Source organism: Streptomyces sp. PA03-3a, from assembly GCF_033792735.1.
Classification (GTDB): Bacteria; Actinomycetota; Actinomycetes; order Streptomycetales; family Streptomycetaceae; genus Actinacidiphila.
In genome coordinates this window covers 376,854-391,667 of sequence record NZ_JARAVM010000001.1, presented here as the reverse complement: position 1 = coordinate 391,667, position 14,814 = coordinate 376,854, and the positions used below count along the sequence as shown (strand labels likewise).

Genomic DNA, 14,814 nt, shown 5'->3' with positions numbered 1-14,814 from the left:
CACCAGTTCTTCGTTACCCGACACAGGTGCCCGTGCCTCCCCAGACGTGCGGATCGACTCGGACGAGCCGCGACCGGTCGCCATATTAAGGTAAGCATTACCTAACTTGATAGCCCTCCCCGCGGGGCACGCCGCACAGCTCACGGCGGTAGGGTTAAGGTGTGCCTAACCTAAGGATGGTGGCCGTGGAGCCAGGCCGGTGACCGCGCGCAGAAGCCCGCGCCCAGCCCTGCTCGTCGTGTTGCTCGCCACCGCCCTCGTGGCGCTGTGCGTGCTCTCGATCGGGCTGGGTGCCGTCGACATCCCCCCGGACCAGGTCGTCCGGGCGCTTTTCGGCCACCCCTCCAGCGATCTCGTCGACAACATCGTCTGGACCGTCCGCGTACCCCGCACCGTCCTCGGTCTCACCGCGGGAGCCGCCCTGGGGTTGTCCGGCGCGCTGATGCAGGCCCTCACCCGGAACCCGCTCGCCGACCCCGGCATCCTCGGCGTCAGCGCGGGCGCGTCCTTCGGGATCGTCCTCGCCATCGCCCTGTTCGGGATCGGCTCGCTGTACGGCACGATCTGGTTCGCCTTCGCCGGCGCGCTCGGCACCAGCGTGCTGGTGTTCCTGCTCGGCCGGACGGGCCGTTCGGGCGCGACACCGGTGAAACTCGCGCTGGCCGGAATCGCCGTCACCTTCCTGCTGTTCTCGCTGACCAACGCGATCGTCCTCACCGACCCCGACGCCCTGGACCGCTACCGCTTCTGGTCCGCGGGCACCCTGGCCGACCAGGACGCCGCCGTGGTCCGCGGCATCCTGCCGTTCCTGGCGGTCGGCGCGGTGCTCGCGCTCGCCACCGCCCCCGCGCTCAACAGCCTGGCCCTGGGCGACGATGTGGCCGCCTCGCTCGGCCGCCGGCTCGGCCTCGTACGCCTGCAGGGAGTCATCGCGGTGATGCTGCTGACCGGCGCGTCCGTCGCCGTGATCGGCCCGGTGGTCTTCCTCGGCCTGATGGTGCCGCACGTCGCCCGGGTGCTCGCCCAGTACGCGGGCATCGGCCCCGACCACCGCCGGCTGCTGCCGCTGTCGGCGGTGCTCGCACCGTGCCTGCTGCTCACCGCCGACATCCTCGGCCGGGTCGTCGCCCGGCCCACCGAGGTGCAGGCCGGGGTGCTCGTCGCCTTCATCGGCGGCCCGTTCTTCATCGCCCTGGTCCGCAGGCGCAAACTCGCGGAGGTCTGACCGTGACCGCCCTCGCCCCCCTCCGCGGCCGCCGGCCCTTCCGCCTGGCGGCCCCGCCGGTCTCCGGAGTGCTCCGGCCGCGACTGGTCGCGCTGTGCGCCGGCCTGCTCGCCGCGGTGTTCCTGCTCTTCTGCTGGGGCGTCACCCTCGGCGACTACCCCATCGGGTTCACCGACGTGGTCAAGGCCCTTACCGGCGCCGGCGACCCCGGAACGGTGCTCGTCGTAAGGGAGTTGCGGCTGCCCCGCGCGCTCGTGGGACTGCTGGTCGGCATCGCCTTCGGCATCTCCGGCGCGCTCTACCAGACGATGACCCGCAACCCGCTGGCCAGCCCCGACATGATCGGGCTGACCGAGGGCGCGGGCACCGCCGTGGTCGCGGGCATCGTGCTCGGCTGGGACGGCGGCCTGGGCACGCAGGGACTGGGCCTGCTCGGAGCGCTGGTCACGGCGCTGCTCGTCTACGCGCTGGCCTGGAAGGGTGGCGCCACCGGCTACCGCATCATCCTGGTCGGCATCGGCGTGTCCTGGATGTGCACCAGCGCCACGGACTACCTGGTCGCGCGCGGCGAGCGCTTCGAGGCGCAGGCCGCCCTGGGCTGGCTCGTGGGCAACCTCAACGGCCGTACCTGGGACCAGGTCACGCAGCTCGCGGTCGCCATGGCCGTCCTCGTGCCGCTCGCCCTCGGCATGGGCCGCCGGCTGCGGATCCTGCAGCTCGGCGACGACGTGGCGGCCGGTCTCGGCACCGCCGTGCAGCCGGTGCGGCTGGCCCTGCTGCTCCTCGGCGTCGGGCTGATCGCCTTCGGCACGGCCGCGGCGGGCCCGGTCGCCTTCGTGGCGCTGGCCGCGCCGCAGATCGCCCAGCGGATGGCGGGCACGGCGTGGCCGCCCCTGGTCGCCTCGGGACTGACCGGCGCGCTGGTCGTCCTGGGGTCCGACCTCATCGCACGTGAAGCGATTCCCGGCACGGAACTGCCCGTCGGGATCGTCACCGGCGTCATCGGCGCGCCGGTCCTGCTCTGGCTGCTCATCCGCGCCAACCGCGCGGGCTCAGGAGGCTGAACCCATGGCGACCACCGACCCCGCCCCCGCCGCCGCGGCCCCCACCGCCACCGGACCCGACCTGCGGGCGCGCGGACTGCACCTGGCGTACGACAACCGGCTGGTCGTCGAGGACCTCGACCTCGACATACCCACCGGCCGCATCACCGCCATCGTCGGCGCCAACGCCTGCGGCAAGTCCACCCTCCTGCGCGCCCTGGCCCGGCTGCTCGCGCCCCGCCAGGGTGTCGTCGAGCTGGACGGCCGCGCCCTGCGGACGGTGCCGACCCGGGAACTCGCCCAGCAGCTGGGCATCCTGCCGCAGACGCCGGTGGCACCGGAGGGGCTGACGGTGATCGACCTGGTCAGCCGCGGCCGTTCGCCGCACCAGACGTGGTGGCGGCAGTGGTCCAAGGCCGACGAGCTGGCCGTCCACGAGGCACTGGCGGCCACCGGCATGGCCGATCTCGCGGACCGGCCCGTGGACGAACTGTCCGGCGGCCAGCGCCAGCGCGCCTGGATCGCCATGGCCGTCGCCCAGGGCACCCCCGTGCTCCTGCTGGACGAGCCGACCACCTACCTGGACCTGGCCCACCAGATCGACGTCCTGGACCTCGTCACCGACCTCAACCGCCGTGAGCACCGCACGGTGGTGATGGTCCTGCACGACCTCAACCAGGCCTGCCGCTACGCCGACCACGTCATCGCGATGAAGGCGGGGCGGATCGCCGCCGAGGGCCCGCCGGACGAGGTGATCACCGCGGAGACGGTCGCGGACGTCTTCGACCTGCGCTGCCAGGTCACCACCGACCCGGTCAGCGGTACCCCGCTGGTGATCCCCATGGGCCGCCACCACGAGGCGGTCCCCGTCGCCGCCGAGTGACTCCGAGGCGGCCCGGCGGCCGCAGTCCCCGGCCTGTGGCGCCCACGGCTGCGGCCTGCCGTGTCACGGGCGTTCACGCGGCTGATCGGAGCCGCCCACGCCCGTCCATCACGTCGTCACGACGCGGAACACCGTCCCGGCGCGGCAGAAGGCCGAGTCGGCGGCGGAGATCACGCCTCTCCATGCGTCGATCACCGGGGCGCCCACGTCCCTCGCGCACGTGACGTTCACCGAACCGCCCGACGCGTCCTCACGGCTTCGGCCCCTCACGCCCCCTTCTGATAGAGGCGACCACACGCGCGGGCCGGGCGGACACCGAGAAGACCCAGCCCCCGGCTCGCCGCCGACGGGGGCCGCATCCCGCCCGGGCCGGGAGACGAGGGCTACTGGCTGACAGGGGCCGGCGCACCTGTTCCGGAACGTCCGCCGGGGCGGACGGGCACGCGCAGCCGCGGCCCGGCCACCACCCCGGCGAACCTGCGCGGCCTAGCCGGGAAGGATGGTCGTACCTGCGCCGCCCGGCCCCGCCGTCAGCGCGCGCAGCAGCGCGTGCGGGGCACGGCCGTCGAGTACGCGGGCGCTGCGGACTCCCGCCCGCACCGCCCGCAGGCAGCTCTCCATCTTCGGCACCATGCCACCGCCCAGCACCGGGAACATCGCCTCCAGTTCGGCGGCGGTGAGCCGGTCCAGGACCCGCTCCCGGCGTGGCCAGTCGGCGTACAGCCCGGGCACGTCGGTGAGGACGACCAGCGCCTCGGCGTCGAGCGCGGCGGCCAGGGCCCCGGCCGCCGCGTCCGCGTTGACGTTGTAGATCTGGCCGTCCGTGCCCCGGCCCAGCGAGGAGACGACGGGGATGTGGCCGTGCTCCAGCAGCACGTCCACGGCGGCTGTGTTGACCTCAGTCACCTCGCCGACGAGGCCGATGTCGACGATCTCGCCGTCGACTTCGGCGTAGCGGCGCACCGCGGTCAGCGTGTGCGCGTCCTCGCCGGTGAGGCCCACGGCGTACGGGCCGTGCTCGTTGAGCAGCCCGACGAGGTCCCGCTGGACCTTGCCGGCCAGCACCATCCGCGCGACATCCAGGACCTCGGGGGTGGTGACCCGCAGCCCGCCCACGAAGCGGGCCTCGATGCCCACCAGGTCGAGCTGGGCGCTGATCTGCGGGCCGCCGCCGTGCACCACCGCGACCCGCACCCCGGCCTCCCGGATGCGGACGACGTCCTGCGCGAAGGTGCGCAGCAGGGAGCCGTCGCCCATGGCGTTGCCGCCCACCTTCACCACGACGGTGCGGCCCCCGAGCGCGCGCAGGGCGGGCAGCGGCCCGGGGGCGGCCAGTGCGGTCGTCACGGACGGGTCGTCAGGTAGCCGCCCATGGTGCGGAACCAGTCGCAGGCCGCGTATTCGGTGCCGTCGTCCGTGCGGACGGTGCGCACCAGCAGCCCCTTGCGGTGGCCGCCGCGCGCGTCCGCGCCGGCGACGATGACGACGCCGTCGCCCTCGCGGATGAAGATGCGGCCGGGGGTGCCGCCGTAGCGGGCCTGCGAGACGGCGGCGGAGACGATCCTGATGCGCTCGCCGCGGTGGTAGGTGAAGGCGTTGGGGTAGGGGTCGGACTGCGCCCGTACCAGCCGTTCCAGGTCCTCGGCGGGCCAGGTCCAGTCGATGCGGCTGTCCTCGACCGAGCGCTTGTGGAAGAAGCTGGCGCGGGTGCGGTCCTGCGGCGTCCACTCGGCGCGGCCGGAGGCGATCCGGTCCAGCGACTCGTGTACGAGGGGCGCGATCAGGTCGCAGGTGCGGTGGAAGAGGTCGGTCGCGGTGTCGTCGGGGCCGACGGGCACCGAGCGCTGCAGCAGGATGTCGCCCGCGTCCAGTTCGCCGTCCATGCGGTGGGCGGTGACGCCGACCCGCTCCTCTCCGTTGACGAGTGCCCAGATGATCGGGGAGAAGCCCGCGTAGGCGGGGAGCAGGGAGTCGTGCACGTTGAGGGTGCCGTGCGGCGGGAGGTCGAAGATCTCCGGCCGCAGCCAGGTGCGCCAGTTGTTGGCGACGATGATGTCGGGTGCCGCGGCCTTGATGGTCTCCAGCAGTTCGGCGTCGTCCGGACGGTTGCGCAGCAGCACGGGGACCCCGTGCTTCTCGGCGAGTTCCGCCACCGAGTCGTCCCAGATCTTCTCGTAGACGTGCTCACTCCTGGGGTGGGTCACGACGAGGACGACCTCGTGATCCGACTCCAGCAGGGCCTGCAGCGTCCGGTGTCCCCAGGTCTGATAACCGAACATGACGACCCGCATGGGCGGCCTCCCCTTCAGTGATTATTGCAAGGTTAGGCTTACCTTATCTAGTATGTGGGGCGCATAGGGAGGCGATGCAACGGTGACAGCACCGCTCAGTGAGCCGGACACCATCCACGACGTCCTGGGAATCGGGTTCGGGCCGTCAAATCTGGCTCTGGCGATAGCCATCGAGGAGCACAACGCACAAGTCCCCGACTCCCGGCGGATCAACGCCCGCTTCCTGGAACGGCAACCACGTTTCGGATGGCACCGCGGCATGCTCATCGACGACGCGACGATGCAGGTGTCGTTCCTCAAGGACCTGGTCACCATGCGCAATCCGACCAGCGACTTCAGCTTCCTGTGCTACCTGCGCGAGCAGGGCCGGCTGGTCGACTTCCTGAACCAGAAGACCCTCTTCCCGCTCCGCGTCGAGTTCCACGACTACTTCGAGTGGGCCGCCGCACGCGTCGCCCCCGTCGTCGACTACTCCTCGGAGGTGTTGTCGGTCGCACCCGTCCGCGGCGCCGACGGAGAGGTCGACCACCTCGACGTGACGTGCCGGGACCCCGAGGACCCCACGCGCACGCTCACCCACCGGGCCCGCAACATCAGCGTGGCCGTCGGGCTCGAGCCGCATCTGCCGCCGGGCACCGAGCTGTCGGACCGCGTGTGGCACAACAGCCGGCTGCTGCCCGGGGTCGCCGAACTGACCGCGACGGGCGCCCCGGTGCGCCGCGCCGTCGTCCTGGGCGCCGGGCAGAGCGCGGCCGAGGCCGTCGACTTCCTGCACCGCGCCTTCCCCGACGCGGAGATCTGCGCGGTGTTCGCCAAGTACGGCTACACGCCCGCCGACGACAGCCCCTTCGCCAACCGGATCTTCGACCCCGAGGCGGTGGACCTCTACTTCGGCTCCCCGTCCGAGGTGAAGCAGTCCCTCTTCGACTACCACCGCAGCACCAACTACTCGGTGGTCGACATGGAGCTCATCGAGGCCCTGTACGCCACCTCGTACCGCGAGAAGGTGCAGGGCCGGGAACGGCTGCGCTTCCTCAACGTCTCCCGCATCCGGGACGTGAGCGCCACGGACGACGGCCTCGACGTGACGGTGGAGTTCCTGCCGACCGGCGAGCGGCACGTCCTGGAGGCGGACGTCCTCGTGCACGCGACCGGCTACCGCTCGCAGGACGTCGGCACCCTCCTCGGGGAGTCCGCCAAGATCTGCCTGCGCGACGACGGCGACGCACTCCGCGTCGGCCGCGACCACCGCGTCGCGGTCGCCCCCGAGGTGCGGGCGGGCATCTATGTGCAGGGCGGCACCGAGCACACGCACGGGCTGACCTCCACTCTGCTGTCCACCACCGCCGTCCGGGCCGGTGAGATCGTCGCCTCGCTCGCCGCCCGTCAGGACGAGCCGGCCGCGACGGCCGCGGCCCGCCCCTGAACCGTGTTTGATGGCCGCCGGACGACCGGCGGCCATCCAGTCCTTGCGAAGACTCCTGCCACGGCTTCGCGGCCACGCTCGGCCGCGAGGACGGGCGTTGACCGAGCCCTGTACCGTCGGGCGGCAGACCGCGCCGCGTCGGACGTGCTCCAAGCACCGTGGACGGCGGCGAGTGCACCCGGGACGCGTGAGCGGGAGGACGGGACGACGTGGATGTGTACGAAGCCGTAAACAGCCGCCGGGCCGTTCGGGCCTTCAGCGAGGAGCCGGTTTCCAGGGAGACACTCGAACGAGTGCTGACTGCGGCGGCGCGGGCTCCGTCCAGCGGGAACCTCCAGCCGTGGCGGGTCTACGTCGTGGCCGGCGAGCCCCTGGCCGAACTGAAGGGGCGCGCGACGGCCAGGGCATGGGCGGGAGACCCGGGTGATGAGCGGGAGTATCCGATGTACCCGGCCGAACTGACCTCGCCGTTTCTGGAACGCTTCTCCGCCGCGGCCGCCCAGCGCCACACGGCACTGGGTATCGAGCGCGACGACCCCGAAAGGCCCAGGAGGATCGCCGCCTTGAACTCGGACGCGTTCGGGGCGCCGGTCGTACTGTTCTGCTACGTCGATCGGACGATGGGGCCCGGACAGTGGGGAGACGCCGGGATGTACCTGCAGACGGTCATGCTGCTGCTGAGGGCGGAAGGGTTGCACAGCTGCCCCCAGGTGATGTGGACGATGTACCGCGAGACCGTCCGTCAGACGGTCGGGGCCGACGGCGGGCTCGTACTGTTCTGCGGTGTCTCGGTGGGATTCGAGAAGGAAGGCGTGCCACGGGTGCGCACCGGGCGGGCGGACCTTACGGAAACAGTGAGCTTCATCGGAGTGTGACCGCCGGGCGGTCGAAACCCACGGGGCGGATCCCCTGCGCCACCCTCGCAGCAGAACGCGGGAGCGGGTCCTCGAACGGATCCGCCGCGGCTTCCGGCTGCGCCCGGAGGCGGGCCCGCAGGTCCTGGCCGTCAGCCACCGGGCGCCCCGGGCCGTGGTCGCCGAGGCGCTCTGCTCACCGCACCCGCGCCGCCCCGTCTCCGTCCCGGAGCCGGTGAAGAAGCCCTGTGCGAGTGGGGCTGGACCACCCTCGACGTCCACCGCATCGAGTGGTGGGCCATGGCCGGGAACACCGGCTCGCGTGCCGTCGCCGAGAAACTCGGCTTCACCGTCGAAGGGACACTGCGCAATCGCGGCATCGCCAACGACGGCAAGCCGCACGGCTGGTGGGTGGGCGGACTGCCGAGGACCTGACGCCCGGGCCGGTGCTTGGCCGGCTTCGTTTGCTCTTCTGCAGGTGAGTTCCCAGCTTCGACAGCTCCCACAGAAGAGCCACACCCGTTGATCGCCGCGGAGCAGGACTTGGGGCCTCCCGCTCGACCGTACGCGACTCGTGCGGCGGCGGCGGGCCGCCCTGTCCTCACCGGGCGGTACACCTAACGCCGCGTACGCAGCAGCAGGTGCAGGAAGTACGGCGCGCCAATGACGGCGGTCATCAGGCCCGCGCCGATCTGGGCCGGGGCGATGACGGTACGTCCGAGGAGGTCCGCCGCGCAGACCAGCGAGGCGCCCAGGAGCACCGCGACCGGTACGACACGGACGTGCCGGCGGCCCACCAGGGCCCGGGCGGCGTGCGGGGCGACGAGCCCGACGAAGCCGATCGTGCCGGCCGCGGCCACGGCCGTCGCGGTGAGCAGCACGCTCGTCACCAGGAAGCCGAGCCGGGCCGGGCCGCGGCGCAGTCCGAGCAGGGCCGGGGTGTCGTCGTCGACCGACAGCAGGTCGAGTTCGGTGCGCCGTGCGACCGCGACGGCGAGACCCAGCACGAGGGCGGCCGCCACGGGCAGCGCGTCGGGCACGGTCCGTCCGTAGGTGGAGCCGGACAGCCAGGTGAGCGCCTTCGTCGCGTTGAACGGGTCGGTGAGAACGATCAGCAGGCTGATCAGCGCCGTCGTGGCCGCGGACACGCCGACGCCGACGAGGACGAGCCGGGTCTGCTGGAAGCCGCCCCGCGCCGAGAGCCCGAACACGAGCACCGCGGTCACCGCGGCGCCCGCGAACGCGGCCGCCGCCACGCTCCACGCGCCGGCGACCGGGACCGTCGTGACGAGCAGCACCGCGCCGAGCGCGGCGCCGCCGGAGACGCCGAGGATGCCGGGCTCCGCGAGGGGATTGCGGGTGACGGCCTGCACCAGCGTGCCGGACAGGGCGAGCGCCGCCCCCGCCAGGAGTGCGGCGAGCACCCTCGGCACGCGGGTGTCGAGGACGAAGGAGACGGCCTGACCGGCCCTGCCCTGCGTCCAGTTGGCGACGTCGCCCAGGAGCAGCTTGGTGTCGCCCAGCAGGACTCCGGCGACGGTCAGCCCGACCAGTACGGCGACGAGGAGAACCATGGTCACCAGGAACGCCGCGCGGCCGGGGATGCGCATCCGGTCCGGGGCTCCCACCCCCGCGGAGTCCTGGGCCCGCAGCGCCATCACGACCAGGAACACCGCGCCGACCAGGCTCGTGACGACCCCGGTGGGGACCGCGACGGCGGTCTGCGCCGGTACCACGGCGCGCAGCAGGACGTCCGCGCCGAGCACCAGGACCGCGCCGGTCAGGCCCATGACGGGCAGTGCGGAGCGGGTGCGCACCAGCGTGCGGAAGCGCCGGGCCAGCGGCCGTACGAGGGCGGGCGCGCACAGGCCGACGAAGCCGAGGGGCCCGGCGAGGGTCACCGCCGCGGCGGACAGCAGCGACGCGAACACGACGACGGTGATCCGGGTGCCGCGGACGGGGACGCCGAGGCCGCGGGCGGCGTCGTCGCCGAGTGCCAGGGCGTCGACGCGGCGGGCCACCAGTAGCAGTCCGGCGGCGCCGGCCACGGCGACGGGGGCCATCTGCACGACGCCGTCGAAGCCGTTCTGGCTGATGCTGCCCTGGCTCCACTGGTAGAGGCCGTTGGTCTGCTGCGGGAAGAGCAGGATCAGCCCCTCGGTGAGGGAGGTCAGGCCGAGGGTGAGCGTGCTGCCCGCCAGAACCAGGCGCACGGTCCCGGCGCCCAGCCCGGACAGCGACAGGACGACGGCGGCGGTGGCGAGTGCGCCCGCGAAGGCCACGCCGGAGGAGGCGAGCAACGGCAGGGACGTCCCGGTGACCATGAGGACGCCCAGGGCCAGGTACGAACCGGCGTTGACGGCCAGCGTGTCGGGCGCGGCGAGCACGTTGCGGCTCACCGCCTGCAGCGCCGCCCCGGCGATGCCGAGGGCGGGGCCGACCAGCAGGCCGGCGGTCATGCGGGGCAGGCGGGAGGCGACCACGACGGACGCGTCGCCGGAGGCGGCCCGGCCGGTGAGGGCCTTCCAGACCTCGGCGGGGCCGACGGCGGCGGTGCCCTGAGTGATGTCGACGACCGCGAGGGCGGCGACCAGGAGCACGAGCGCGGCCGTCACCGCGGCCGCTCCCGTCCGGGAGCCGGCCGCGTGCGAACGGGCGGCGGGGGTCGTTGCGGTGACGGCCACGAGCGCTACTTCGTCAGGGCGCCGACGAGGGCGTCGACATACGCCTCCATCGACTGCGGGCCGCCGAACATCCAGATGCCGTCGGGCAGCCGGTGCACCTTGTCCTTCTCGACGAAGGGCAGCGACGTCCAGACGGAGTTCTCGGCGAGGTCGTCGGCGAAGACGTCGCCCTCGCTGTCGCTGCCGATGTAGGCGAACTCCACGTCGCCGAGGCCCGTGAGGCCCTCGACGTCGGTGGCGGCCAGGCCGTAGTCCTTGTCGCCCTCGATCTTCCAGGCGTTCTCCAGGCCGAGCGCCGTGTTGACGCCGCCGATCAGGGAACCGGCGGTGTAGGGGCGGACGGAGACCTGGTTGGAGGCGACGTATCCGTCGGCGAACGCGATCCGCGTGCCGGCCAGGCCCGCGTCGGCGAGGGCCTTCCTCCCCTCGGCGACCTTGGTGTCGTAGGCCTTCCTCGCCTCGTCGGCCTCGGCGGTGGTGCCGGTCGCCTCGGCGATGAGGTCGAGGTTCTCCTTCATCTGCCCGACCGGGTCGGCCGCGTCGGCGGAGCGGACCTCGAGGACCGGGGCGATCTTCCTCAGCTGCTTGACCGCGGCGTCCGGCAGGTCGGTGGTGGCGACGATCAGATCCGGGGAGAGCGAGGCGATGGTGTCCATGCTGGGCTCGCCGCGGGTGCCGATGTCCTTGGGCCGGTTCTTCAGCGGGACGGCCGTGTCCCAGGTGGTGTAGCCCTTGACGTCGGCGACACCGACCGGGTCCACCCCGAGCGTCACGAGGGACTCGACGACGTTCCACTCCGTGCCGACGACCTTCTTCGCCGGCCCGTCGAGGGTGACCTTCGCCCCGCTCGCGTCGGTGAGCGTGATGCCCTTGGTGTCCTTGGCGGCGCTGTCCGCGGCCGGCTCGGTCGTGCCGCAGCCCGCGAGGGCGAGTGCGGCGGCAGCGGCGGTGATGACGATGGAGCGTCTCATGGGGTGGTGACGGGCCTTTCGTTGCGTGCGTGGTGGCGGCCGACGGCGCGGGTGCGCAGCAGGCCGGTCAGGGGATCGGTGTCGACGTCGACCCGTATCCCGTAGGCGTCGGTGAGGCGTTGCGGTGTGAGCACGTCCTCGGGGCGGCCGTCGGCGACGATCCGGCCCGCCCGCAGCAGGGCGATCCGGTCGGCCACGGCGGCCGCCTGGTCCAGGTCGTGCAGGACGACGCCGACGGCGATGCCGTGGCCGTCGGCCAGGTCCCGGATCAGGTCGAGCAGTTCGACCTGGTAGCGCAGGTCGAGGTAGGTCGTGGGCTCGTCGAGGAGGAGCACCCCCGTCTCCTGGGCGAGGCAGCTCGCGAGCCAGACGCGCTGGAGCTGGCCGCCCGAAAGGTGCTCCGCGCCGCGGGCGGCGAGGTCGGCGACACCGGTCATGGACAGCGCGCGGTCCACCGCGGCCGGCCCGTCCGGGTCGGGGCGGCCCCAGCGGCCCCGGTGGGGGTAGCGGCCGAACTCCACGACGTCACGTACCGTCAGCCCGCTCGGCGTGGGGCGTCCCTGCGTCAGCAGGGCCACCTGTCGGGAGAACTCACGCGCCGTCAGGGCGAGCCCGTCGGCGGCGGTCCCGTCGTGCGCGTCGATCGTCAACGTGCCGCGGCGGGCACGCTGCAGGCGTGCCACCGTGCGCAGGAGCGTCGACTTGCCGCTGCCGTTGGGGCCCACGAGGGCGGTCACCTCACCGGGCCGGAGGGTGATCGCCGCGTCGTGGACGACGTCGACCCCGTCGTACGACACGGTCACCTCGTACGCCGTCAGCCGGTGACCGCGCACGCCGGAGGCCATGACAGTCTCTTCCGTGGAACTCACAAACGAAGGTTAGCCTAACCTAACCATTGCCCGAACCACCCCCCTTTCACTCCGATAAACTTAGGCTAACCTTCCTTTATGGCGATGACCCCGCGGCTCATGCCGCAGAACCCCCGGATGTTCCGCGCCGAGGTCGTCAGGACCGAGCGGGTCACCCCCTCCCTGCACCGTGTGACCGTGACGGGCGCCGACCTCGCCGACTTCCCGTGGATGGGCTACGACCACTGGTTCCGCCTCTTCATGCAACTCCCCCACCAGGACGCCCTGCGGCTGCCCGAGTTCTCCGGCGCCCGGTGGTGGCAGCCCTACCTCGCCATCCCCGCGGCCGAGCGTCCCCACTACTCCAACTACACCGTCGCCGCGTTCCGTCCGGAAACGGCCGAAATGGACATCGAGTTCGTCGTGCACCGCGCACCGGACGGTGGACTCGAAGGCCGTGCCGCGATATGGGCCTGCGGCGCCCGGGCCGGGGACGCGCTGGCGCTCCTCGACCAGGGCGTCATGTTCGACTGCCCGGAGGACGCCTCCGAGGTCCTCGTCGTGGCCGACGAGAGCGGGATGCCCGCCGCCACGGGCATCCTGCGCTCCCTCCCCCGCGACACGGTGGGCCGCCTGATCCAGGAGGTCCCCACCCCCGACGACCGGCGCGACCTCGACGCCCCCGCCGGGATCGCCGTCACCTGGGTCGTACGCGAAGACCCCCACGCCGTCCCCGGCTCCGTCGCACTGGCCGAACTGCGGGGGCACACCCCGTCGGACGCCACCGGGTACGCCTTCGTCGTCGGCGAGCAGAGCCTCGCCACCAAGGGCCGCCGGCACCTGCACCGCGCCGGCCTCCCCAAGGACCGCATCACCTTCTCCGGCTTCTGGCGGCACGAGGCACGCCACGCGGAGGCCTGACCGCCGCCACGGGGCAGCCCGCGTCGCCCCGGACCCGCGCGCGGGAGGCACTTCGCGCACGGAGGGCGCACAAGGGGAACGGTTGAGCCCTGTACGCGCTCCCGCGTGGACGGGGAGAATGCCTAGCGCCAGCGATCATGCGACCTGGACGTTCGCGTCCGGTCGCCGGCTCCCGGAAGGCGGGTCGACTCCCGTGCTGCTGCATCTGCCCACGTCCGTACCCGAAGCACAGGAGTTCATGGCCCAGGGGGCGGTGCCCGTCGGCGGCGCGACGCTCGTCTGGGCCACCTGGCAGCGCGACGGGTTCCCCGAGCGGGCCATGTCGCTGCGCAACCTTCCGGAGGCCAACGCGATCGAACGCGAGGCGCTGGGCGCGGCGGTGGTGCTGAACCGGATCGACGAACGGGTTCCCGAGGTGCTGCGGCGGGCGGCCGCCGGTGTGGGCACCGGCGCCGTGCGGCGGACGGCCACCGTCGGCGGCAACCTCGTCGGCAGCACCCTGCGCTGCCTGCTGCCCGCCGCCCTCGTCCTCGACTCCCGCGCGATCACCCTGGAGCCGGACCGGACCCATGAGACCGATCTGGCCGAGGCCGTGGCCAAGCAGCACCTCCTGCTCGGCATCCGCTGGCGGGAGCCGCTGGTCAGCGCCTACGACAAGCTGCCCGGTGAGGCGGGCGGGCCCCCGCCCCTCGTCGTCGCCACCGCCGTGCACACCGCGGACGACGGACGCCTCCTGCGGGTCGCCGTCCGCGACGGCCACGAAGTGCTCCGCGCGAGCGCGCCGTTCGACGGCGACACCGAAGCGGCCCTGCACGCACTGCGGGAGACGGACCTCGCCACGCTCCACCCCGAGGCGTGGGAAGTGGTGGGCCGGCAGGTCACCGGACTCGCCGGACGGCTCCCCGGCGCCTGAGCCCGCCCGGCGGCCCTCGCGGTCCGGGCGGAGTCCCCGCGGGGACTCCGCGAGCAATCCGCGAGGAATCCGCGAGATCTCTTGCGTCACATCGGGTATGTCCGGGCCTTCCCGGTTGTTGATGTGTGCGAGGGCCCGCGCCGGTGACCGGCGCGGGGCCCGCCCGTCCCCCACCGGATCGGAAGAGACGAGAGAGCAGATGGATGACACGCCGGAAGACCCGCGGCGCGGCGCCGCGTTGGGCATGGTCCGGAACGGGGCGGACCCGGCGCGGATGTGCCTCATCACACCCGACGGCGTCACCACGGTCGAGTTCGTCGTGGAGCCGTCGGTCGGCCTCCGGTGCGCCCGCGCGGAGTGCGCCGCGGCGCTGGCGCTGAACCGCTGGCTCCACGACGCGGACCCCTCCCGGTACTTCGAGCTGCAGGTCGCGTTCCTGCAGTTCGAGTACAACCCCGGTCACGAGTCCTTCGCCGCCGAGGAGGTCCGTGCGCTGCGCGCCCTCCTCGCGGAACAGCGGGGGACCCCGCGGTGGAACGGCGCCCTGGCGAGCCTGCTCGGCAGGCTGGAGGCCTGCGAGGCGGAGCTCTGACCGCCGGCGGGTGAGGCGGGCAGGCGGGGTCAGCCGCCGGCTGGCGGCAAAAGGCGCCCGGCCATCGCGCCCACGGCCGCCACGACCGCCTTCCGGTGCCGGACGCGCCGGGCCTCGGCGGCGCGCGAATGCCGGGTGCGGAACCCGGTCGTGCGCCCGGGTC

Annotated in this window: 14 protein-coding genes; 9 read left to right on the top strand and 5 right to left on the bottom strand. The window is 73.0% G+C overall.

The window, feature by feature from the left end; genetic code table 11:
* Window positions 1–199: 199 nt before the first annotated feature.
* From PV342_RS01735 to PV342_RS01725, 3 genes are read left to right on the top strand one after another with little or no spacing between them, the layout of a single operon-like run.
* Window positions 200–1,225 carry a FecCD family ABC transporter permease gene (locus PV342_RS01735; RefSeq protein ID WP_500315640.1) on the top strand — a complete coding sequence of 342 codons (1,026 nt, stop codon included), beginning with the start codon at window positions 200–202 and terminating at the stop codon, window positions 1,223–1,225.
* Window positions 1,226–1,227: 2 nt separating this feature from the next.
* A complete protein-coding gene (locus tag PV342_RS01730) occupies window positions 1,228–2,289 on the top strand; it encodes a FecCD family ABC transporter permease (protein ID WP_400796716.1) in 1,062 nt (353 codons plus the stop codon).
* A gap of 4 nt (window positions 2,290–2,293) precedes the next feature.
* Entirely contained in the window at window positions 2,294–3,151 is an 858-nt protein-coding gene (locus tag PV342_RS01725) for an ABC transporter ATP-binding protein (RefSeq protein ID WP_386994380.1), read from the top strand.
* A 486-nt stretch (window positions 3,152–3,637) separates the two neighbouring features.
* Here PV342_RS01725 and argB read toward each other — a convergent pair whose 3' ends face one another.
* Window positions 3,638–4,498, bottom strand: a complete 861-nt coding sequence (argB, locus tag PV342_RS01720) for an acetylglutamate kinase (RefSeq protein WP_400796719.1) — start codon at window positions 4,496–4,498, stop codon at window positions 3,638–3,640.
* Window positions 4,495–5,442, bottom strand: a complete 948-nt coding sequence (locus tag PV342_RS01715; protein ID WP_500315639.1) for a methionyl-tRNA formyltransferase — start codon at window positions 5,440–5,442, stop codon at window positions 4,495–4,497. The genes argB and PV342_RS01715 overlap by 4 nt, the downstream gene beginning before the upstream one ends.
* 82 nt (window positions 5,443–5,524) lie before the next feature.
* On the opposite strand from PV342_RS01715, the gene PV342_RS01710 reads away from it, so the two are divergent.
* From PV342_RS01710 to PV342_RS01700, 3 genes are all read left to right on the top strand, one after another.
* A complete protein-coding gene (locus PV342_RS01710; RefSeq protein ID WP_500315638.1) occupies window positions 5,525–6,868 on the top strand; it encodes a lysine N(6)-hydroxylase/L-ornithine N(5)-oxygenase family protein in 1,344 nt (447 codons plus the stop codon).
* Window positions 6,869–7,077: 209 nt separating this feature from the next.
* The gene (locus PV342_RS01705; RefSeq protein ID WP_500315637.1) at window positions 7,078–7,743 is read left to right on the top strand and encodes a nitroreductase; all 666 of its coding nucleotides are present in this window, start codon (window positions 7,078–7,080) and stop codon (window positions 7,741–7,743) included.
* A gap of 171 nt (window positions 7,744–7,914) precedes the next feature.
* Complete coding sequence (locus PV342_RS01700) at window positions 7,915–8,157, top strand: GNAT family N-acetyltransferase (protein ID WP_500315682.1); 243 nt, start codon at window positions 7,915–7,917, stop codon at window positions 8,155–8,157.
* 182 nt (window positions 8,158–8,339) lie between these two features.
* Here PV342_RS01700 and PV342_RS01695 read toward each other — a convergent pair whose 3' ends face one another.
* Genes PV342_RS01695 through PV342_RS01685 form a run of 3 tightly spaced genes read right to left on the bottom strand, consistent with a single transcriptional unit; the run spans window position 8,340 to window position 12,222 of the window.
* Window positions 8,340–10,406, bottom strand: a complete 2,067-nt coding sequence (locus PV342_RS01695) for an iron ABC transporter permease (protein ID WP_500315636.1) — start codon at window positions 10,404–10,406, stop codon at window positions 8,340–8,342.
* 5 nt (window positions 10,407–10,411) lie between these two features.
* Entirely contained in the window at window positions 10,412–11,377 is a 966-nt protein-coding gene (locus PV342_RS01690) for an ABC transporter substrate-binding protein (RefSeq protein WP_500315635.1), read from the bottom strand.
* On the bottom strand, window positions 11,374–12,222 hold the full coding sequence (locus PV342_RS01685; RefSeq protein WP_500315681.1) for an ABC transporter ATP-binding protein: 849 nt from the start codon (window positions 12,220–12,222) through the stop codon (window positions 11,374–11,376). The genes PV342_RS01690 and PV342_RS01685 overlap by 4 nt, the downstream gene beginning before the upstream one ends.
* A 102-nt stretch (window positions 12,223–12,324) precedes the next feature.
* Here PV342_RS01685 and PV342_RS01680 point away from each other — a divergent pair, with 102 nt between their 5' ends.
* The 3 genes from PV342_RS01680 to PV342_RS01670 all read left to right on the top strand — a co-directional run bounded on the left by PV342_RS01680 (window position 12,325) and on the right by PV342_RS01670 (window position 14,651).
* Window positions 12,325–13,146, top strand: a complete 822-nt coding sequence (locus PV342_RS01680) for a siderophore-interacting protein (protein ID WP_500315634.1) — start codon at window positions 12,325–12,327, stop codon at window positions 13,144–13,146.
* Between the two features lie 193 nt (window positions 13,147–13,339).
* Window positions 13,340–14,059: an FAD binding domain-containing protein gene (locus PV342_RS01675; protein WP_400796737.1), complete on the top strand. Its 720-nt coding sequence runs from the start codon at window positions 13,340–13,342 to the stop codon at window positions 14,057–14,059.
* A gap of 199 nt (window positions 14,060–14,258) precedes the next feature.
* Window positions 14,259–14,651 (top strand): hypothetical protein, encoded by a 393-nt coding sequence (locus PV342_RS01670; RefSeq protein WP_361013575.1) that lies wholly within the window; start codon window positions 14,259–14,261, stop codon window positions 14,649–14,651.
* The last annotated feature ends 163 nt before the right edge of the window (window positions 14,652–14,814 follow it).